The organism is Pseudomonas sp. JL27(2026) (genome assembly GCF_056933555.1).
Genome location: NZ_CM167794.1, coordinates 983,274 through 1,002,991, shown reverse-complemented (window position 1 = coordinate 1,002,991; position 19,718 = coordinate 983,274). Strand labels below are relative to the sequence as shown.

The window sequence follows — 19,718 nt, the reverse complement described above, 5'->3', positions numbered from 1 at the left end:
GGGTTGAATTAAATCCCGGCGATTCAGAGCAGCACCACGTCGTATTGTTCCTGGGAATACATGGTTTCCACCTGGAACCGAATAGTCCGTCCGATAAATCCTTCAAGTTCCGCGACATTGCCGGACTCTTCATCAAGCAGGCGATCCACCACTTTCTGGTTCGCCAGCACCCGGTAGCCTTCGGCCTGATAGGCGCGGGCTTCGCGCAGGATTTCACGGAAAATCTCGTAGCACACGGTTTCCGGGGTCTTGAGCTTGCCCCGGCCCTGGCAACTGCTGCACGGCTCGCACAACACCTGCTCAAGACTTTCGCGGGTGCGCTTGCGGGTCATCTGCACCAGGCCCAACTCGGTGATACCGATGATGTTGGTCTTGGCGTGATCGCGCTCCAGTTGTTTCTCAAGCGTGCGTAGCACCTGGCGCTGGTGCTCTTCGTCTTCCATGTCGATGAAGTCGATGATGATGATCCCGCCCAGATTGCGCAGTCGCAATTGACGAGCAATGGCGGTTGCGGCTTCCAGGTTGGTCTTGAAGATCGTTTCTTCGAGGTTGCGATGACCGACGAACGCCCCGGTGTTGACGTCGATGGTGCTCATGGCTTCTGCCGGGTCGACCACCAGGTAGCCGCCAGACTTGAGCGGCACTTTGCGCTCCAGGGCCTTTTGAATTTCGTCTTCGACGCCATAGAGGTCGAAAATCGGCCGCTCGCCCGGATAGTGCTCCAGACGATCAGCGATTTCCGGCATCAGTTCAGCGACGAACTGTGTGGTTTTCTGGAAAGTTTCCCGGGAGTCGATACGGATCTTCTCGATCTTCGGGCTGACCAGATCGCGCAGGGTGCGCAGGGCCAGACCGAGGTCCTCGTAGATCACGTTCGGAGCGCCGATGGTTTTGATCTGCGTGCCGATCTGATCCCAGAGGCGGCGCAGGTAACGGATGTCCATCAGGATTTCGTCCGCACCGGCACCTTCGGCGGCGGTGCGCAAAATGAACCCGCCCGCTTCCTTGATACCCTCTTTGGCCACGCAATCGCTGACCACCTGCTTGAGGCGTTCACGCTCGGCTTCGTCTTCGATCTTCAACGAAATCCCGACGTGAGCCGTGCGCGGCATGTACACCAGATAGCGCGACGGAATCGACAATTGAGTGGTCAGGCGCGCGCCCTTGGAGCCGATCGGGTCCTTGGTGACCTGCACCACCAGGCTCTGGCCTTCATGCACCAGGGCACTGATGCTTTCCACGGCCGGGCCTTCGCGCAGGGAAATTTCCGAGGCGTGAATGAAGGCTGCACGGTCCAGGCCGATGTCGACGAACGCCGCCTGCATGCCAGGTAGAACCCGCACCACCTTGCCTTTATAGATATTGCCGACGATCCCGCGCTTCTGGGTGCGCTCGACATGGACCTCTTGCAGCACACCGTTTTCAACCACCGCCACGCGCGATTCCATCGGCGTGATGTTGATCAGAATCTCTTCACTCATGGCAGTGTCTCGTTCAGGCATGTTCACGATTATGGCCGCATCAAGTCAGTACGGCGCTGTGCGCACGATAGGGTTTTGCCAACAGGGTATGCCGAAATGGCCGAGCAGCTCGAAGGTTTCGCACAACGGCAGACCCACCACGGCAGAATAACTGCCTTCGAGCCCGGCAACGAACACCGCGCCCAGGCCCTGGATACCATAGCTGCCGGCCTTGTCCTGCGGTTCACCGCTGGCCCAGTAAGCACGGGCCTCAGCCGGTGAAATCAAACGAAAACGCACCCGGCTGCTGACCACCCGTGATTCACAACGCTGGCCGTCAAGCACCGCAATCGCGGTCAGGACTTCATGCTCACGGCCCGACAGGCTCATCAACATGGCCAACGCATCGGCCTCATCCCGGGGCTTGCCGAGTATCTGTCCATCGAGCACCACGGCGGTGTCGGCACCCAATACGCAAACGGCTACACCCGGATTGCGGGCCACCAACTGCGCACGACCGGCCTCGGCCTTGCCGCGCGCCAGGCGCTCGACATAGGTTGCGGGGGATTCGTCAGTCAACGGAGTTTCATCGATGTCCGCGCTGATGGCGGAAAACCCCACGCCGATTTGCGTGAGCAATTCACGGCGACGGGGTGAGCTTGAGGCGAGGTAAAGCGGGTTCATCCAGACATCTCCCTGTCGAGGTACGGGCCAATGCCTGACCGAATTAATTGATTTTGTAGCGTCGACGCAACCCACGCAAACCGAAGCTGACCCAAGGCCAAAGCAGCGCACTGACCAGCGCCGGCAACAACACGGCGAGGCTCTGGCGATTGCCGGTCAGGGCGCTGAGCCACAACTGGATCAGTTGCGCGAGGCCAAAGATCACCAGGATCACCAGGCTCTGCTGCCACATCGGAAACATCCGCAGGCGCTGTTGCAAGGTCAGGATCAAAAAGGTGATCAGGGTCAGGACCAGGGCGTTATGCCCCAGCAGCGTGCCGTAAAGCACATCGGCCGCCAGCCCCAGGCACCAGGCAGTGACCATGCCGACTTTATCGGGTAACTCCAGCGCCCAATACGCCAGCGGCAACGCCAGGAACAACGGGCGCAGGATCTCGACATGGGGAAACGGCACGACACTGAGCAGCAGACCGATGAAGAAGGTCAACCAGATCATCCAACCGTTCCTGGATTGAGTACCGGCCATTATTCTCTCTCCCGAGCCGGCGCTGCCGGAGCGACCGCCGGCGGTTTGGCGGCTGGTTTTACCGCCACAGGCTGGGCTGCTGGCGGTTTGGTAGCGGCCGGTCTGGCCGCCGCCGGATGAGCCCCGGGCTTGACCACCGGCGCAGTTGCGGGCGCAGCAGCGGCAGGTGCCACGGCAGCCGGTACCGGAACGGTCGCTGGAACAGGTTTTGGCACGGTGGCTGGAATCACTGGCGCAGCGTCACCATGCTGGTCTTGCGCTTCCTGGGCCTGAGCCGCGTCGTTGGCGCGCTCTTCGGCGGTGCGGCTGTCGCTGAAGACCAGCAGCAGGTAACGGCTGCGGTTCAGCGCGGCGGTCGGCACGGCACGTACGATCGCGAACGGCTGACCGGAGTCGTGGATCACTTCCTTGACCGTCGCCACCGGGTAACCCGCCGGGAAGCGTTGCCCCAGGCCGGAGCTGACCAACAGGTCGCCTTCCTTGATGTCCGCGGTGTCCGCAACATGGCGCAGTTCCAGGCGTTCCGGGTTACCGGTGCCGCTGGCAATAGCCCGCAGACCATTGCGGTTGACCTGGACAGGAATGCTGTGGGTGCTGTCTGTCAGCAACAACACCCGAGAGGTGTAAGGCATCAACTCGACCACCTGGCCCATCAGGCCACGGGCATCGAGCACCGGCTGACCGAGGACCACGCCGTCGCGCTCACCCTTGTTGATGATGATGCGATGGGTGAACGGGTTGGGGTCCATGCCGATCAACTCGGCCACTTCGACCTTTTCGTTGACCAGCGCAGACGAATTGAGCAACTCGCGCAGCCGAACGTTCTGCTCGGTCAGGGCGGCAAGCTTTTGCATGCGACCCTGCAACAGCAGGTTTTCGGTCTTGAGTTTTTCGTTTTCGGCGACCAGTTCCGTGCGACTGCCGAACTGGCTGGAAACACCTTGCCACAATCGCTCGGGCAAATCAGTGATCCAGTAGGCGTCCATCAGCACCAGCGCCATCTGGTTGCGTACCGGTTTGAGCACATTGAAGCGCGCATCGACCACCATCAGCGCGACCGATAGCACGGCCAGCACCAACACGCGTACGCCCAGTGAGGGGCCCTTGGCAAAAAGCGGTTTAATAAGCCGCTCCTCCCAGGCAATTGTTCTCTTTATTCATACGGCATCAAACCGGCCTGGATGCAGACTGACAGAAGATAAACGTCAACAGGCAGCACTGCAAAGTGCTGCCTGTGAGCGCAACAGCATAGAAGCTCTTGGCGACATCAGAGGGATGTGAAAGCGTAGCGAGCGAAGGCAGACAAGGCAAAAACAGGTGAGGAAGCGGAGTTTACGTGTTGTAAATGAGCATTCCGAGCCTGTTTTTAACGCAGTATTGCCGAGTGCAGTAGCTTTCACGCCGTCTGATTACTCGCTGGAGAGCAGGTCCATGGTGTGCTTATCCATCATTTCCAATGCACGACCACCGCCGCGAGCTACACAGGTCAGCGGGTCTTCGGCAACGATCACCGGCAGACCGGTTTCCTGGGCCAGCAACTTGTCGAGGTCGCGCAGCAAGGCGCCACCACCGGTCAGCACCAGACCACGCTCGGCGATGTCGGAAGCCAGCTCTGGAGGCGATTGCTCCAGCGCGCTTTTCACAGCCTGAACGATGGTGGCCAGGGACTCTTGCAGAGCTTCCAGCACTTCGTTGGAGTTCAGGGTGAATGCGCGTGGAACGCCTTCAGCCAGGTTACGGCCGCGAACATCGACTTCGCGAACTTCACCGCCCGGGTAGGCCGTACCGATTTCCTGCTTGATGCGCTCGGCAGTGGATTCGCCGATCAGGCTGCCGTAGTTGCGACGCACGTAAGTGATGATCGCTTCGTCGAAGCGGTCGCCGCCAACCCGTACGGATTCAGCGTAAACCACACCGTTGAGGGAGATCAGCGCGATTTCAGTGGTACCACCACCGATATCGACCACCATCGAACCGCGAGCTTCTTCAACGGGCAGGCCGGCACCGATCGCAGCCGCCATTGGCTCTTCGATCAGGAACACTTCACGGGCACCGGCACCGAGGGCCGATTCACGGATGGCACGACGCTCAACCTGGGTGGATTTGCACGGAACGCAGATCAGCACACGAGGACTAGGCTGCAGAAAGCTGTTTTCGTGAACCTTGTTGATAAAGTACTGCAGCATTTTTTCGCACACGCTGAAGTCGGCGATCACGCCGTCCTTCATCGGACGAATGGCAGCAATGTTGCCCGGTGTACGGCCGAGCATGCGCTTGGCCTCGGTGCCGACAGCCACGACACTTTTCTGATTACCGTGGGTCCGAATGGCCACAACCGATGGTTCATTCAGGACGATACCGCGCTCGCGCACGTAAATAAGGGTGTTGGCAGTGCCCAGGTCAATTGAGAGATCGCTGGAAAACATGCCACGCAGTTTCTTGAACATGGGAAAGGGACCCTAGGCAACGCGTGGGTAAAAAAGTGCGGCAAACTCTAACAACGACAGGGATTTTGGGCAAGGCGCCAATATGTTAAATTGGCCGCTTTTCTGTGCACCAACCCCCACAATCGCGGCCTTATGACCGTAGAAATGCGGTAGTGTTCCGACAATCTAACACACGGACGACGTCCGTTTTGTTTTCCACTGGAGAATCCCATGGCGCTTGAACGCTCCGACGTGGAAAAAATCGCTCATTTGGCCTGCCTTGGCCTCAATGATGCCGATCTTCCACATATCACTTCGGCCCTGAACAGTATTCTCGGGCTGGTCGACGAAATGCAGGCTGTGAATACCGACGGTATCGAGCCTCTGGCCCACCCACTGGAAGCCAGCCAGCGCCTGCGCGCAGACGTGGTGACCGAGACCAATCACCGCGAGGCCTATCAGTCCATCGCACCAGCGGTCGAAAACGGCCTGTACCTGGTTCCGAAAGTCATCGACTAAAGGGAAAGAGCCTGCAATGCATCAATTGACTCTGGCCGAGATCGCCCGCGGACTCGCCGATAAAAAGTTTTCCTCCGAAGAGCTGACCAAAGTCCTGCTGGCGCGTATCGTCCAGCTCGATCCGCAGCTCAACAGCTTCATCAGCCTCACCGAAGACCTGGCGCTCCAGCAGGCGAAAGCCGCTGACGCACGCCGCGCCAACGGTGAGAGCGGCGCCCTGCTCGGTGCCCCGATCGGTCACAAGGACCTGTTCTGCACCCAGGGCATTCGCACCAGCTGCGGCTCGAAGATGCTCGACAACTTCAAGGCTCCGTACGACGCCACCGTGGTCGCCAAACTGGCTGCTGCCGGTGCCGTGACCCTGGGCAAGACCAACATGGACGAATTCGCCATGGGGTCGGCCAACGAGTCGAGCTACTACGGCGCGGTAAAAAACCCGTGGAACCTGGAGCACGTGCCTGGCGGTTCGTCGGGCGGTTCAGCGGCAGCGGTTGCCGCTCGTCTGTTACCTGCGGCGACGGCCACCGACACTGGCGGCTCTATCCGACAGCCGGCAGCTTTCACCAACCTCACCGGCCTGAAACCGACCTACGGTCGCGTTTCGCGCTGGGGCATGATCGCCTATGCGTCCAGCCTCGATCAGGGCGGCCCGTTGGCACGCACGGCCGAAGACTGCGCGATCCTGCTGCAAGGCATGGCCGGTTTCGACCCGCAGGACTCCACCAGCATCGATGAACCGGTGCCGGATTACAGCGCCAGCCTCAATGGCTCGCTGCAAGGCCTGCGCATTGGCGTGCCTAAAGAGTATTTCAGCGCTGGTCTCGACCCGCGTATCGCCGAGCTGATCCACAACAGCGTCAAGGAGCTGGAAAAGCTCGGTGCCGTGATCAAGGAAATCAGCCTGCCGAACATGCAGCACGCGATTCCTGCGTACTACGTGATCGCCCCGGCGGAGGCCTCCTCCAACCTGTCGCGTTTCGACGGAGTGCGCTTCGGCCATCGCTGCGCAGACCCCAAAGACCTGACCGACCTGTACAAGCGCTCGCGCGGTGAAGGTTTCGGCCCGGAAGTACAGCGCCGGATCATGGTCGGCGCCTACGCGCTGTCGGCCGGTTACTACGACGCCTACTACCTGAAAGCGCAAAAGATCCGTCGCCTGGTCAAGAACGACTTCATGGCTGCCTTCAATGAGGTCGACATCATCCTCGGCCCAACCACGCCGAACCCGGCCTGGAAGCTTGGCGCCAAGAACAGCGACCCGGTCGCTGCCTATCTGGAAGACGTCTACACCATCACCGCCAACCTCGCGGGCCTGCCGGGCCTGTCGATGCCGGCCGGTTTTGTCGACGGTCTGCCGGTCGGCGTGCAACTGCTCGCCCCGTATTTCCAGGAAGGCCGCTTGCTCAACGTTGCGCACCAGTATCAGTTACACACTGACTGGCACACCCGCACTCCACAGGGGTTTTGAAACTGCTGCGCTCGGTAATGCTGCGTTGAAAACTGGCTCGTAATGCTCATTGACTACAGTCAACTCCGCTTACTCGCCAGTTTCCGCCTTGCCTTACCTTCGCTCGCGACGTTTCAAAATCCCCTGTTAAGGCTTCTGAGGAGAAACACATGCAATGGGAAGTCGTGATCGGGCTGGAGATTCATACCCAGCTCACCACCCGGTCGAAAATCTTTTCCGGTAGTTCCACCACCTTCGGCTCCGAGCCGAATACCCAGGCCAGCCTGGTAGACCTGGGCATGCCTGGCGTACTGCCGGTGCTGAACCAGGAAGCGGTACGCATGGCGGTGATGTTCGGCCTGGCGATTGACGCCCAGATCGGTCAGCACAACGTGTTCGCCCGTAAAAACTATTTCTACCCGGACCTGCCCAAGGGCTACCAGATCAGCCAGATGGAATTGCCGATTGTCGGCAAGGGCCACCTGGACATCGCCATGGAAGACGGGACGATCAAACGCGTCGGCGTCACCCGTGCGCACCTGGAAGAAGACGCCGGCAAGAGCCTGCATGAAGAGTTCAGCGGTTCTACCGGCATCGACCTGAACCGTGCCGGCACGCCGCTGCTGGAAATCGTCTCCGAGCCGGACATGCGCAGCGCCAAGGAAGCCGTGGCCTACGTCAAGACGATCCACGCGCTGGTGCGTTACCTGGGCATCTGCGATGGCAACATGGCCGAAGGCTCGCTGCGTTGCGACTGCAACGTGTCGATCCGTCCAAAGGGACAGGTCGAGTTCGGCACCCGCTGCGAGATCAAGAACGTCAACTCGTTCCGTTTCATCGAGAAGGCGATCAACAGCGAAGTGCGTCGTCAGATCGAGCTTATCGAAGACGGCGGCAAGGTGATCCAGCAGACTCGCCTGTACGATCCGAACAAGGACGAAACCCGTCCGATGCGCAGCAAAGAGGAAGCCAACGACTACCGTTACTTCCCCGACCCGGACCTGCTGCCGGTGGTCATCGAAGACTCGTTCCTCGACGACGTGCGCGCCACCCTGCCGGAATTGCCACCGCAAAAACGCGAGCGCTTCCAGGAGCAATTCGGCCTGTCGGTGTATGACGCCAGCGTCCTGGCCACCAGCCGCGAGCAAGCAGACTACTTCGAAAAAGTCGTGAGCATTGCCGGCGACGCCAAACTGGCAGCGAACTGGGTCATGGTCGAACTGGGCAGCCTGTTGAACAAGCAAGGCCTGGAAATCGACGAAGCCCCGGTATCGGCCGAGCAGTTGGGCGGCATGCTGCTGCGCATCACCGACAACACCATCTCCGGCAAAATCGCCAAGGTTGTGTTTGAAGCGATGGCCAACGGCGAAGGCAGCGCGGACGAGATCATCGAAAAACGCGGCCTGAAGCAAGTCACCGACAGCGGAGCCATTTCGGCCGTTCTCGACGAAATGCTCGCGGCCAACGCCGAACAGGTTGAACAGTACCGCGCGGCTGACGAAGCCAAACGCGGCAAAATGTTCGGCTTCTTCGTCGGCCAGGCGATGAAAGCCTCCAAAGGCAAAGCCAACCCGCAACAGGTCAACGAACTGCTGAAAAGCAAGCTCGAAGGCTGATTGCAATGGAGCCAGTTTCAAAGCCTGGCTCAAATCCCTGTGGGAGCGGGCTTGCTCGCGAAAGCGTCCTGACAGTCAACTCAGTGTTGAATGCCAAACCGCTTTCGCGAGCAAGCCCGCTCCCACATTCACGCGTGGGAATCATTAAATGAAGCGTCTGCTTGGCGCCTGCGCCCTGCTCTCCCTGCTGGCCGGTTGTGCCAGCACGGATGTCATCGATCCACACGGCTACGACAAGTCCGGCGTAGCTTCGTATTACGGTGCCAAACACCAAGGTAAACGTACCGCCAATGGCGAGCGTTTCGACAAGAATTCCCTGACCGCCGCCCATCGCCAGTTGCCCTTCGGCACACGGGTGAAGGTCACCAACCTGAACAACGACAAATCCTGCGTGGTCCGCATCAATGACCGTGGGCCACACACCCGTGGGCGCCTGATCGACCTGTCCCATGAAGCCGCCCAACGCTTGGGCATGCTCAAGAGCGGCACCGCACGGGTTCGCGTGCAAGCCCTCGACGACTGACAGACGGAGCCCAGGCCATTTTTGGATTAACCGACCTTCCCTTGCTCAGCGTGCTGCACCTGCTCAGTGGCCTGGTGTTGCTGATTGCCGGCGCCGAACTGCTGGTGCGCGCTGCCGTGCGCCTGGCCGCACGCTTGAAGGTCCGCCCGTTGATCATCGGCCTGACCATCGTCGCCTTCGGCAGCAGCGCGCCGCAAATGGCCGTCAGCCTGCAAGCGACCCTGGCCCATAACGCCGACATCGCCGTGGGCAGCGTCATCGGCAGCGGTATCTTCAATATCCTCGTTACCCTCGGGCTCTCGGCCCTGATCATTCCGCTGCGGGTCTCGCGGCAACTGGTGCGCCTGGACATTCCACTGATGATCGGCGCCAGCCTGCTGGTGTTCGCCCTGGCCTGGAACGAAACACTGACCCCACTCGACGGCGCCGTGCTGCTGACCGCGCTGGTGCTGTACCTGGCGCTCCTGCTGCGCCAATCGCGGCGCTCTGCCCGCCCGCAGGCGCATACCAACGACGGTGCGATCAAACCTCGGGCACCCTGGCTGAGCAGCCTGTTGCTGATGCTCCTGGGGCTGGCGTTGCTGGTCTTCGCCGGGCACTTGCTGCTGGGCGCCGCGGTATCGGTGGCGACGGACCTGGGCCTGTCGGAGCGGATTATCGGCCTGACCATCGTGGCCGTCAGCACTTCACTGCCGGAACTGGCGACCTCGCTGATCGCCGCCCTGCGCGGCCAACGTGACATTGCCGTGGGCAACGTGATCGGCAGCAACCTGTTCAACCTGCTCGGCGTACTGGGGTTCACCGCGCTGGTGGCGCCCACCCCGTTGTCGGTGTCGCCCAATGCGCTGAGTTTCGATTTGCCGGTGATGCTCGGCGTGGCGCTGCTGTGCTTGCCGGTAATCTATTCCGGCTACCGCATCACCCGAGCCGAAGGCCTGCTGTTTCTCGCCTTGTACCTGGCGTATGGGTTGCACGTGGTGTCGTTCACCACGGGAATGCCCCTGGCGGGCAAACTTGAACACCTGATGCTGTTTTTCGTCTTGCCGGCGCTGGTGGCGTTTTTGCTGTTTACCTCACTACGCGCCTGGCGCCGCCAACATCACAAGAGGGAATCGCCATGACCGACTCGAACAAAGCGACAGGCATTGAAATGCGCCGTCAGGTGATGGGCGATGCGTTTGTCGATCGCGCCATGGACACTGCCACCGAGCTGACCCAGCCGTTTCAAGCGTTCGTCAACGAACACGCCTGGGGCGCCGTGTGGAACCGCGGTGGCCTGGAACTGAAAACCCGCAGCCTGATCACCCTCGCGGCCCTGACCTCGCTCAAGTGTCCGCAAGAACTCAAAGGCCACGTGCGTGGCGCGCTGAACAACGGCTGTACGGTCGACGAGATCCGCGAAACGCTGATGCACTGCGCGGTGTACGCCGGCGTACCCGCGGCGATGGAAGCGTTTCGGGCGGCGCAGGAAGTGATCGACAACTACCAGAAGCCGGAGTAAGTAGCCGGTATTTGTGGCATCCGCACAATTGCTATCGCGAGCCTGCTCGCGATGAGGCCCTGCAGAACACCGATAATTCCGGGCTAAATCCAGCCGCCCCACTGCAACACGAAAATCCCCAGGTTGGTGGTCACTGCCGCCATCAGTGTAGTGATGACGATGATCGCCGCCGCCAGCTCATGATTGCCATTGGCCGCCCGGGCCATGACAAAACTGGCCGCGGCGGTCGGGCTGCCGAAGTACAGGAACAAAATCCCCAGCTCCGCCCCGCGAAAACCCCACATCCAGGCCCCGAGCGTCGCAAGGATCGGCAGGCCGATCATCTTTACCAGGCTTGAACTCAACGCCAGATCACCGCTCTTGCGCAACGCCGCCAGCGACAGCGTGCCGCCGATACAAATCAGCGCCAGCGGCAAGGTCATTTGCGCCAGGTAACCACCGGACGTCTCCAGCCAGCCAGGCAGGCCAATCTGAAAGTAAGCGAAGGGCGCGGCCGCAAGCACGCTGAGAATCAGCGGATTACTCACCACGCTTTTACAAATGCTCCACGGATCGGACTTGATCACCGGGCTGTACACCGCCAGGACGATAGTCGACAGGGTGTTGTAGAAGAGGATCACCAGCGCCGCGAGAATCGCCCCGAGGGAAATCCCGTAGTCGCCATACATGCTCGCCGCCAGCGCCAGGCCGATCACCCCGTTATTACCGCGAAACGCGCCCTGGGTGTAGATCCCGCGATCCTCCCGTGGGCAACGCCAGATTGCCCAGCCCCAGGCGATGGCAAAACACGCCAGCGTCGCAACCGCGAAATAGATCAGCAGCGCCGGTTTCAGTGCCGCGTGCAGGTCAGCGTGCAAAATCCCGAGGAACAACAAGGCCGGCATGTTGACGTTGAACACCAGGGACGACGCGGTGTGAATGAAGTTGTCATCGATCCAGCGGATGCGCTTGAGCAGCACCCCCAAAAACAACATGGCGAAGACCGGCGCAGTGATGTTCAGCGTTTCGAGAAAGATTGCCAGCATGCCTGGTGAACCTTGGAGGGCGTCGTTAGGGCGCTAATGATAAGCCAGTGCAACGCCTTGCAGATCAAAAGATCTGCTTGAGCGGCCCCTCTCCACTGAACGCTGCCCCCCCTCCAAAGGCCGATGACGTCGGTGTCGGCCCAATCACGGACCAGACAAAACCGTACCTTGACGTAGGAAGTTTCTCAGCTAAGCTCGAAAACAACTGTATAGATGTACAGTTATAAAAACCAAAACCTACGACATATCAAGGAGCTAGAAATGTCAGGTCTACACGCACGAGAGCTGGATAAACCCCAGCATGATCAAACGATCATTGCCGATCTGGAAAACCTGTTCAGCGAACAGGGCGTCGCCATTTCCGGTGATGGCGAACACCTGAAACTCATCATCGACGGCCATCACGGCATCAAGTATCACAAGCCAGGGCTATTGCCCAGCCATCCGAAAAACACCTCGAAGATCCAGCCGCCACTGCGCTTCGAGGGTGGTGAGCACACCGCCATCGGTGATGCGACGCTACTGCGTTTCGCCAAGGATGCGCCCCCCATTCCTGCCTGGCAGGTGGAGTTGCACCTGCCCAATGGCCTGGCCCTGAGCTACGGTCAGATCGTCGCCCTGGGCGGGGATTTTTATGGCATTCCCGACCAGCCGATCTGCGACGGTGTCACCCCGGTCGACCGCATCCAGCGCTTCAGCAACGCGTTCAATTCGATGGCCACGGTGCCCGCGGCAAAGGACGAAGCGCAGCGAATCCTGGCTGTCATGCAACAGGAAATCGTCGCCGCCAATCAGGCGATCAAGGATGGCAAACAACCCCATGAAGCCTACGATGCCCTTGGCGACACGCTGAACGCACAGTGGAATAAAATCACTGGCGGCGGCAGTTTTGTCTCGGACCTGTTCCCGCTGGGGCGCTACCTGAAACTGGCGGCGAACAACGCCGACCACTTTGGTGAATGGGCAATGCTGGCGTACAACGCCGGCCACACAGCTGCCTTGCAGCAAGCCGTGCTGGCACAAAAAAGTGGCGACGAAAAGCAACTGGAGCTGGCCTACGCCATGAACGCGTTTGCCGATCACTACCTGACCGACCTGTTTTCTGCCGGGCACCTTCGGGTTCCGCGTAAACAGATGGCCGCCGTGGTCACCCCCAGTGACCTGGGCTCGCTGATCACCCGCTTCATGCATGACGAGGACAGCAAGTTCGGCCTCAATGTCAGCAATGCCCAGGGCGATCACTGGCATGCCTATGGCGACAAGCGCTTCTTCGACACCGTCGACAGCGCCAACCGTCGGCGGGTTGGCCAAGCCGTGCAGCGCTCGGCGGACGAGGTCTTCGATACCTTCCTCAGTGGCACACTGCCTACCCCTTCCAGCTACGGTGCCTTGAAGCTGCTGCCCGACCTGAACGCCGCAAAGAAACCAGCGGGCAACTTCGCGGCGCTGTTTGTGCAGGAGGGAGACAAAGTGCTGCGGCGCAGCGACGTCAACAATCTCAACGACACCCAGCGCATCGACAACTGGTGGGGCTGGAGCACGTACCTGCTGCTCAAGAACTACTCGCCGAACAAACCGGCCGGCTACCTTGACTCACCCAGTGTCGCACCGTCCATCCTCAGCGATGGCTGGCAGAGCCATACGCCCTGCGTGCCCAATTGGCTGGCGGGCAATGCCGTGCGGTATGCCTTCAGCTACACCAACGGTTTGAACGAATCCTACATCGGCCCCTGGTCTGCCTACACAGAACTGACCGAACGCTTTCAACCCACGTTGACGGTGCCAACTGACGGCAACACACGAAACATCTTCCGGCAGTTTCGCGGCGGCTCGCCGGAGCTGATCGGCGCCATCGACCGGTTCGCCACCACCTTCATTGACCGCAACGCCTGACAAGGAGATCAACCATGACCATCAACCTGAAACTCGAACTGGCCTCGGGCCAATCCCTCCAGGGCGCACCGCTGGAACTGCTGGCCAATGGCGCACCCATTGCCAGGGCGACAGTGGATGACAAGGGGCACGTCGCATTCAACGCCACGCCTGGCTATGGGCAACTGGCGGTAAGGGTGGACCGTTCGATCCTCAAGAACGGCTGACAATCGCCAGCAACGTGTCAGCTACAGCCAGGAACGTTGTAGGCGCTTATCAATTGATCATTCCCGTATAACGAAGCGGGAATGATCAGCCGAGTCCGTCCGTCGGCACTGTTACTTCTTACAGTTACGCCAGACCTACGCAGAGTGGATTAATGGCCGGCCAGACCATGGCAAGGATGAAATTCTATGAACACGAAACACCGATTTACTTTTCCGGCTCAAGCCCTGCAAACCATTCATGAGATGCCAATGGAGTTTGATCTCCATGTAAACAGAGGCGATCTCGTTGAGTTTGAATGGATGCCCGGTGATGTCTGGGTGGTCATGGAGAAGAAATACACAGTGTCAGGCGACAACACCATCCGATACATCGATTACCGGGTGGAAAAACACATTCCCATCGAAACGCACTGAAAGAACATGACCCGTACGCCATGCCTGCACTCAGGCATGGCACGGTTTCAACCAGCGGACGCCACCGGTAACCTGCGAGCTTTTGATCGTCGAAAGAGCGCAGCCCCCTCATGCCGTCACGGTCTGCTCCACCAAATGCCCGCTCTCGATACGCACATGCCGTGGGTGGAAACGCTTGAGGCTGCTGCGATGGCCGACGCTGACGATGCTCAACCCCGGCAACTGATCGATCAACGCCTGATACAACGACGCTTCATCTTCTTCATCCATCGCTGATGTCGCTTCATCCAGGTACAACCAATGCGGCGCATACAGTAGCGCACGGGCAAAGCCCAGACGCTGCTGCTCACCCGGCGAGAGCATGCGTTGCCAGTGATTGGCCTCATCCAGGCGGGAAACCAGGTGCGGCAAGCGGCAGGTGTCCAGCACATGCACGTAGCGATCATGCGCATAGGTGTCGCCGGACTGTGGATAACTCAGGACTTCACGCAGGCTGCCAATCGGCAGATAGGGCTTTTGCGGCAGGAACAGGTAGCGCGCCGCCGGCAGGCGTATGTTGCCGTGCCCTGTTGGCCAGAGCCCGCCCATCGCCCGCAGCAAGGTACTTTTGCCGCTGCCGGAACGACCGCTGAGCATCAGGCGATCGCCTTCCTCCACGGTCATGTCGGCGTTATTGAGCAGGTGACGACCGTCGGCCAGGTCCAGCCCCAGATGCTGCACCTTCAACGCGGCGCCCTGAGTCTGCACATCAATGGCCGGCAAGCGGTCTTCGTTGTCGCTCATGGCCTGACGAAAACTCAGCAACCGGTCGCAGGTGGCGCGCCACGACGCGAGGTCGGCGTACGCACTGATAAACCAGCTGAAGTTCTCCTGGACGTTGCCGAATGCCGAGTTGATTTGCATCAGCTCACCCAGCTCGATTTTGCCGGCGAAGTAACGCGGCGCTGCAACCATGAACGGAAAGATGATCGCGATCTGGCCATAACCGGCGGTGAAGAAGGTCAGCCGCTTGGACACTTTCATGATGTCCCAGAAGTTGTGCCAGACCTTGCCGAACCGCGTGCTCAAGCGCTGTTGCTCATTCGGCTCGCCGTTGTACAGGGCAATACTCTCGGCGTTTTCGCGAACCCGGACCATGGAAAAACGCAGGTCAGCCTCGAACCGTTGTTGTTGGTTGTTCAGGCCGATCAAACGTCGCCCGATCAAGTGAGTGATCCAACTGCCCACCAGCGCATACACCAATGCACACCAGAACATGTAGCCGGGGATGGTGTAACCGAACACTTCGATGCTACCGGACACGCCCCACAGGATGATCGAGAACGACACCAGGCTGACCACGGTGCGTATCAGCCCCAGGCCCAGGCTCAAGGTGTTGGTGGTGAAATTGTTGAGGTCTTCGGAGATCCGCTGGTCCGGGTTATCGGTATAACCGCCCTGCTCCAGCTGATAGTAGTTCTTGTGCCCAAGCCAACGGGCGAAGTGTTGCTCGGTCAGCCATGCGCGCCAGCGGATCGTCAGCATCTGAGTCAGGTACAGCCGGTACACCGCCCCGAGAATCGCCACCGCAGCAATGCCGCAGAAATACAGAATCAGGCTCCAGAACGCCGCATCATCCTTTTTTTGCAGGGCGTTGTAGAAATCCTTGTACCAACTGTTGATCCATACCGAAATCGCCACGCTGAACAGCGACAGACCAATCACCGCAACCAGCAACAACCAGGCCTTGCCCTTCTCTTCACTACACCAGTACGGCGTGATCATGCCCCACACCCGGCGGAAAAACTCACCGCGTACCGTATCGTTGACCGCGCAATACTCAGCGTTCTGATTCATGGTTAAGGCCCGCGAGAGAAAGAACACACAAACCGATCATAGATGATCGGCCTGGGTTGTAACGCGGTGTGACAACAATTGTTCAGCACTGGTTCAGCGACGGAGCCAATGACAGTGGCGCCTTGCAAATCACTTCACGGCCGCCATTACCGTCGGTCGGCACTGTCAGATTTGACAGTAGAACAAGAGGCTTCAATTTGCATAAATCGGCTCACACCATAAGCGCGAGGTGTCAGGTCGACAAAGCGCTATAACGCAGAAGGAATTTTTACATGAGCAATGATGCAAATAATTATCTCCCCCCAATCGCCAAAGACGTGTATCAAGGTGCGTTTTACATAAAACTACTAATTGTAAAAGAAACCACGCCATTAACGTCGCCAATGCAAGTATATCCCGCCGGCGCGATGCTACAGTTCAAAGCCGTGATTCTAGGCACTGAGCCCTTGGATAAATGGGAGTCAGCCCCTACGCCCCCCCTCGACAAAGTTGACTTACCCGTAAGCTTCCTGACCAAGCACGTGCATAGAGAAGTCGAAATCAATTACAACATTAATGGCGTCGACTCCCAATCATTGAAAGTTCGTATCTTGCCGTAAAGCTTAACGGAACCGGAAAGCGACACTCGATAGAGTGCCGCTTTATTAGCCTCTTCATCAAAAATGTCAGCTCAACGACGAACCGGGCGCTTCTGCAATTTGCGCTGCAAGGTACGACGGTGCATGCCCAGGGCGCGGGCAGTGGCGGAAATGTTGCCTTCGTGTTCGGTCAGGACGCGCTGGATGTGCTCCCACTGCAAGCGGTCCACCGACATCGGGTTTTCCGGCACCAGGGTGTCGAGGTCGGCGTGTTCGGACAGCAACGCCGCCAGCACATCATCGGCATCGGCCGGTTTGCACAGATAGTTGCAGGCGCCGCGTTTGATCGCCTCGACGGCGGTGGCAATGCTTGAATAACCGGTGAGGATCAACACGCGCATTTCCGGGTCGAGCTCAAGCAGCTTGGGCAGCAGCACCAGACCGGAATCGCCGTCCATTTTCAGGTCCAGCGCGGCGTAGTCCGGCAGGTCGTGCTGGGCGATGATCAGGCCTTCTTCGGCAGAACCTGCGGTGCTGACGCGAAAACCGCGGCGGCTCATGGCGCGGGCCATGACGCGGGTGAAAGTAGCGTCGTCGTCTACCAGCAGTAAATGCGGCAGTTCTTCGCCTTCGACTTGGATCTCGTCACTCATGTTCGTCTCCTCGGGCGACACGGGGCAGGCGCAGCTCGGTGAGCGTGCCGCCTTCCTCATGACTGTAGAGTTTCACTGAGCCGCCAGCGCGTGTCACGCTGGCCTTGCTCAAAAACAGGCCCAGGCCGAAACCTTTGCCCTTGGTGGTAAAAAACGGTTTACCGATTTGCTCGGCAATCGCCAGCGGCACACCGGCACCGTGGTCACGAATGCTGATCGTCAGGTCCTCGGCGTTCCAGTCCAGCGTCACTTCCAGCCCTTCGGGACAGGCATCAGCGGCGTTGTTCAGCAGATTCAGCAAGGCCTGGGTCAGGTCCGGCGGCGGCGCCAGGCGCGGCTCTACGCCCTGGCCCAGGCGCTGCAAGCGGTAACTGGCTTCCGGCCGCATCAGGTGCCAACGGTTCAGGGCTTCATTGAGCCAGGCGCTGACATCCTGCATCTCCACCGCCAGCCGCCGATTGGCTTCTGCTGCGCGAACCAGTTGCTGCAAGGTCTCCTTGCAGAGTTTGACCTGGTCCTGCAACACGCTCAAATCGTCCTGCAACAATGGATCGGGGTGGTCCTGCTGCATTTCCTTGAGCAGCACGCTCATGGTCGCCAGCGGCGTACCGAGCTCGTGAGCAGCACCCGCGGCCTGGGTGGCCACGGCCAGCAGTTGCTGATCGCGCAGCCCTTCTTCGCGACGAATGGCGCGCAGTTCTTCCTGGCGGCGCAGCTCTTCGGCCATCCGTGCGGCGAAGAAGGTAATCACCGCAGCCGCCAGGGCAAAGCTCAGCCACATCCCGTAGATCTGCATCTTTTCCCGGTACATCGGGAACGTCTCCAGCGGGTAGAACTGCATCAGCAACAAGGTGTACATCGTCAGTGCGATGCCGGACAGAATCACCGAGAAACGCCACGGCAATGTCACGGCTGCAATGGTCAGCGGCACCAGGTAGTAGGAAACGAACGGGTTGGTCGAACCGCCGGAGAAATACAGCAGGGCACTGTGGATAAACAGGTCGCAGGCCAGTTGCACGGCGTATTCAAGCTCGGTCACCGGCCACGAAGTACGCAAACGGATCGCGGTGAACGCGCAGAGCAGCATTGAACAGCCAAGGGTCGCCGCCAGTTGCAGCCACGGCAGCGGCAGCAGCTCGAACCAGTAGGCGAGCCCCACCGAACCGGCCTGCGCGGCCAGTACCAACGTACGGATGAACGTCAGCCGCCAGAGGTTCTGGCGAGTTGCGGAAAGTAGTTGTACGGGGGCGAGCATGAGCTCTCCTGATGAGCGCTCCAGGCGAATCGCACGGAGTATAACCAAGCACGGGGGCTGACAGGCAAAAGTGCGGCAAAGCGCCACAGGGCAGTGAAAATCCATTGTGGCGAGGGAGCTTGCTCCCGCTGGACTGCGCAGCAGGCCCAAAACCTATCCGACCGGGAATATCAGGCAAACCGCGTATACAAGTTTTACGACTGCTTCGCAGCCGAGCGGGAGCAAGCTCCCTCGCCACAAAAGCTCTTCGCCAAGGAGGACGGTATGCGGTCAGATCTGTATAGAAGTTGTAACTGTGCGAACCAGACCACAAACGCTAGAGTCTGATGGGTTCACGCAGGCTCGGACCCTTACCCCTGCGCACCGTCCAAGGAGTTTTCATGCACACATTCAGCCGCAGCGCCGCCCTTCTCGCCCTCAGTGTCGGCACCGTTGCCAGCCTGCCGGCACTGGCCGCCGATGAACTTCACTACAACCAGGTTTCCCTGCGCGCCGAAGTCAGCCAGGAAGTGGCCCGCGACCTGATGATCGTGACCCTCTACACCGAAGAACAGAACACCGACCCCGCGAAACTCGCCGCCACTGTAAGCAGCACCATGAACAAGGCGCTGGCCCAGGCCAAACAGGTCAAGGACATCAATCTGCGCCAGGGCAGCCGCAACAGCTACCCGATCTACGACACCAAAGGCCAGAAGATCACCGGTTGGCGCGAACGTGCCGAACTGCGCCTGGAAAGCTCGGACTTTGCCGCGCTGTCCAAACTCACCGGCGAACTGCTCACCGACCTGAAAATGGGCGGCATGGACTTCGCCATCGCCACTCCGACCCGCAAGGCCAGCGAAGACGCGTTGCTCAAGGAAGCGGTCGACGCTTTCAAGGCCCGCGCCCAACTGACCACCGAAGCCCTGGGCGGCAAAGGCTACAAAATCGTCAACCTGAACCTCAGCAGCAACGGTTATCCACAGCCTTACCTGCGCGCGCCAATGATGATGAAAGCTGCGGGCATGGATTCGGCACCGGTCACCCCGGACGTTGAAGCCGGCACCAGCCAGGTCGGCATGACGGCCGATGGGTCGATTGAAGTCTTGATGCCCTGAAACCTCACGACGTCAGCCAGCCCTTGAGCTGGCTGACGTCGTTTACCTGCAGCCACAGA

Annotated in this window: 19 protein-coding genes and 1 pseudogene; 11 read left to right on the top strand and 9 right to left on the bottom strand. The window is 59.7% G+C overall.

Annotation, left to right across the window (positions count from 1 at the left end; translation table 11 throughout):
• Nucleotides 1–23: 23 nt before the first annotated feature.
• The 5 genes from rng to mreB form a co-directional block, all read right to left on the bottom strand.
• Nucleotides 24–1,481 carry a ribonuclease G gene (rng, locus tag AC1Z1G_RS04510; protein WP_483625211.1) on the bottom strand — a complete coding sequence of 486 codons (1,458 nt, stop codon included), beginning with the start codon at nucleotides 1,479–1,481 and terminating at the stop codon, nucleotides 24–26.
• A 45-nt stretch (nucleotides 1,482–1,526) separates the two neighbouring features.
• Nucleotides 1,527–2,144 carry a Maf family protein gene (locus tag AC1Z1G_RS04505; RefSeq protein WP_483625209.1) on the bottom strand — a complete coding sequence of 206 codons (618 nt, stop codon included), beginning with the start codon at nucleotides 2,142–2,144 and terminating at the stop codon, nucleotides 1,527–1,529.
• 43 nt (nucleotides 2,145–2,187) lie between these two features.
• Entirely contained in the window at nucleotides 2,188–2,670 is a 483-nt protein-coding gene (gene mreD / locus AC1Z1G_RS04500; RefSeq protein ID WP_483625208.1) for a rod shape-determining protein MreD, read from the bottom strand.
• A complete protein-coding gene (gene mreC, locus AC1Z1G_RS04495; RefSeq protein WP_483627751.1) occupies nucleotides 2,670–3,794 on the bottom strand; it encodes a rod shape-determining protein MreC in 1,125 nt (374 codons plus the stop codon). The genes mreD and mreC overlap by 1 nt, the downstream gene beginning before the upstream one ends.
• Before the next feature lie 285 nt (nucleotides 3,795–4,079).
• Nucleotides 4,080–5,117 carry a rod shape-determining protein MreB gene (gene mreB / locus AC1Z1G_RS04490; RefSeq protein ID WP_002555108.1) on the bottom strand — a complete coding sequence of 346 codons (1,038 nt, stop codon included), beginning with the start codon at nucleotides 5,115–5,117 and terminating at the stop codon, nucleotides 4,080–4,082.
• Nucleotides 5,118–5,327: 210 nt separating this feature from the next.
• Here mreB and gatC point away from each other — a divergent pair, with 210 nt between their 5' ends.
• From gatC to AC1Z1G_RS04460, 6 genes and pseudogenes are all read left to right on the top strand, one after another.
• Nucleotides 5,328–5,615, top strand: a complete 288-nt coding sequence (gatC, locus tag AC1Z1G_RS04485) for an Asp-tRNA(Asn)/Glu-tRNA(Gln) amidotransferase subunit GatC (RefSeq protein WP_007901429.1) — start codon at nucleotides 5,328–5,330, stop codon at nucleotides 5,613–5,615.
• A gap of 16 nt (nucleotides 5,616–5,631) precedes the next feature.
• Nucleotides 5,632–7,083 carry an Asp-tRNA(Asn)/Glu-tRNA(Gln) amidotransferase subunit GatA gene (gene gatA / locus AC1Z1G_RS04480; RefSeq protein ID WP_483625206.1) on the top strand — a complete coding sequence of 484 codons (1,452 nt, stop codon included), beginning with the start codon at nucleotides 5,632–5,634 and terminating at the stop codon, nucleotides 7,081–7,083.
• Between the two features lie 146 nt (nucleotides 7,084–7,229).
• Nucleotides 7,230–8,678: pseudogene (gene gatB / locus AC1Z1G_RS04475) on the top strand (Asp-tRNA(Asn)/Glu-tRNA(Gln) amidotransferase subunit GatB); the annotation flags it as partial.
• Between the two features lie 148 nt (nucleotides 8,679–8,826).
• Entirely contained in the window at nucleotides 8,827–9,201 is a 375-nt protein-coding gene (locus AC1Z1G_RS04470; protein WP_483625204.1) for a septal ring lytic transglycosylase RlpA family protein, read from the top strand.
• A 50-nt stretch (nucleotides 9,202–9,251) separates the two neighbouring features.
• The gene (locus AC1Z1G_RS04465) at nucleotides 9,252–10,322 is read left to right on the top strand and encodes a calcium/sodium antiporter (protein ID WP_483627749.1); all 1,071 of its coding nucleotides are present in this window, start codon (nucleotides 9,252–9,254) and stop codon (nucleotides 10,320–10,322) included.
• Nucleotides 10,319–10,702 (top strand): carboxymuconolactone decarboxylase family protein, encoded by a 384-nt coding sequence (locus tag AC1Z1G_RS04460; protein ID WP_483625202.1) that lies wholly within the window; start codon nucleotides 10,319–10,321, stop codon nucleotides 10,700–10,702. The genes AC1Z1G_RS04465 and AC1Z1G_RS04460 overlap by 4 nt, the downstream gene beginning before the upstream one ends.
• Before the next feature lie 83 nt (nucleotides 10,703–10,785).
• On the opposite strand, the gene AC1Z1G_RS04455 is transcribed toward AC1Z1G_RS04460, so the two are convergent.
• The gene (locus tag AC1Z1G_RS04455; RefSeq protein WP_483625200.1) at nucleotides 10,786–11,727 is read right to left on the bottom strand and encodes an AEC family transporter; all 942 of its coding nucleotides are present in this window, start codon (nucleotides 11,725–11,727) and stop codon (nucleotides 10,786–10,788) included.
• A 261-nt stretch (nucleotides 11,728–11,988) separates the two neighbouring features.
• Between AC1Z1G_RS04455 and AC1Z1G_RS04450 the strand changes: the two genes are divergently transcribed.
• From AC1Z1G_RS04450 to AC1Z1G_RS04440, 3 genes are all read left to right on the top strand, one after another.
• Nucleotides 11,989–13,620 carry a phospholipase gene (locus AC1Z1G_RS04450; protein ID WP_483625198.1) on the top strand — a complete coding sequence of 544 codons (1,632 nt, stop codon included), beginning with the start codon at nucleotides 11,989–11,991 and terminating at the stop codon, nucleotides 13,618–13,620.
• 14 nt (nucleotides 13,621–13,634) lie between these two features.
• Entirely contained in the window at nucleotides 13,635–13,826 is a 192-nt protein-coding gene (locus AC1Z1G_RS04445) for a hypothetical protein (protein WP_483625196.1), read from the top strand.
• 186 nt (nucleotides 13,827–14,012) lie between these two features.
• Nucleotides 14,013–14,240 carry a hypothetical protein gene (locus tag AC1Z1G_RS04440; RefSeq protein WP_483625194.1) on the top strand — a complete coding sequence of 76 codons (228 nt, stop codon included), beginning with the start codon at nucleotides 14,013–14,015 and terminating at the stop codon, nucleotides 14,238–14,240.
• Nucleotides 14,241–14,348: 108 nt separating this feature from the next.
• On the opposite strand, the gene AC1Z1G_RS04435 is transcribed toward AC1Z1G_RS04440, so the two are convergent.
• Nucleotides 14,349–16,076 (bottom strand): ABC transporter ATP-binding protein/permease, encoded by a 1,728-nt coding sequence (locus AC1Z1G_RS04435; RefSeq protein ID WP_483625192.1) that lies wholly within the window; start codon nucleotides 16,074–16,076, stop codon nucleotides 14,349–14,351.
• 272 nt (nucleotides 16,077–16,348) lie between these two features.
• Between AC1Z1G_RS04435 and AC1Z1G_RS04430 the strand changes: the two genes are divergently transcribed.
• Nucleotides 16,349–16,675 (top strand): hypothetical protein, encoded by a 327-nt coding sequence (locus AC1Z1G_RS04430; protein WP_483625190.1) that lies wholly within the window; start codon nucleotides 16,349–16,351, stop codon nucleotides 16,673–16,675.
• Nucleotides 16,676–16,746: 71 nt separating this feature from the next.
• Here the strand turns inward: AC1Z1G_RS04430 and AC1Z1G_RS04425 are convergent, their stop codons facing one another.
• Nucleotides 16,747–17,307: a response regulator transcription factor gene (locus AC1Z1G_RS04425; protein ID WP_483625188.1), complete on the bottom strand. Its 561-nt coding sequence runs from the start codon at nucleotides 17,305–17,307 to the stop codon at nucleotides 16,747–16,749.
• A complete protein-coding gene (locus tag AC1Z1G_RS04420; protein WP_483625186.1) occupies nucleotides 17,300–18,562 on the bottom strand; it encodes an ATP-binding protein in 1,263 nt (420 codons plus the stop codon). The genes AC1Z1G_RS04425 and AC1Z1G_RS04420 overlap by 8 nt, the downstream gene beginning before the upstream one ends.
• A gap of 380 nt (nucleotides 18,563–18,942) precedes the next feature.
• On the opposite strand from AC1Z1G_RS04420, the gene AC1Z1G_RS04415 reads away from it, so the two are divergent.
• Nucleotides 18,943–19,659, top strand: coding sequence for an SIMPL domain-containing protein (locus tag AC1Z1G_RS04415; protein WP_483625184.1), 717 nt, complete (start codon nucleotides 18,943–18,945; stop codon nucleotides 19,657–19,659).
• The last annotated feature ends 59 nt before the right edge of the window (nucleotides 19,660–19,718 follow it).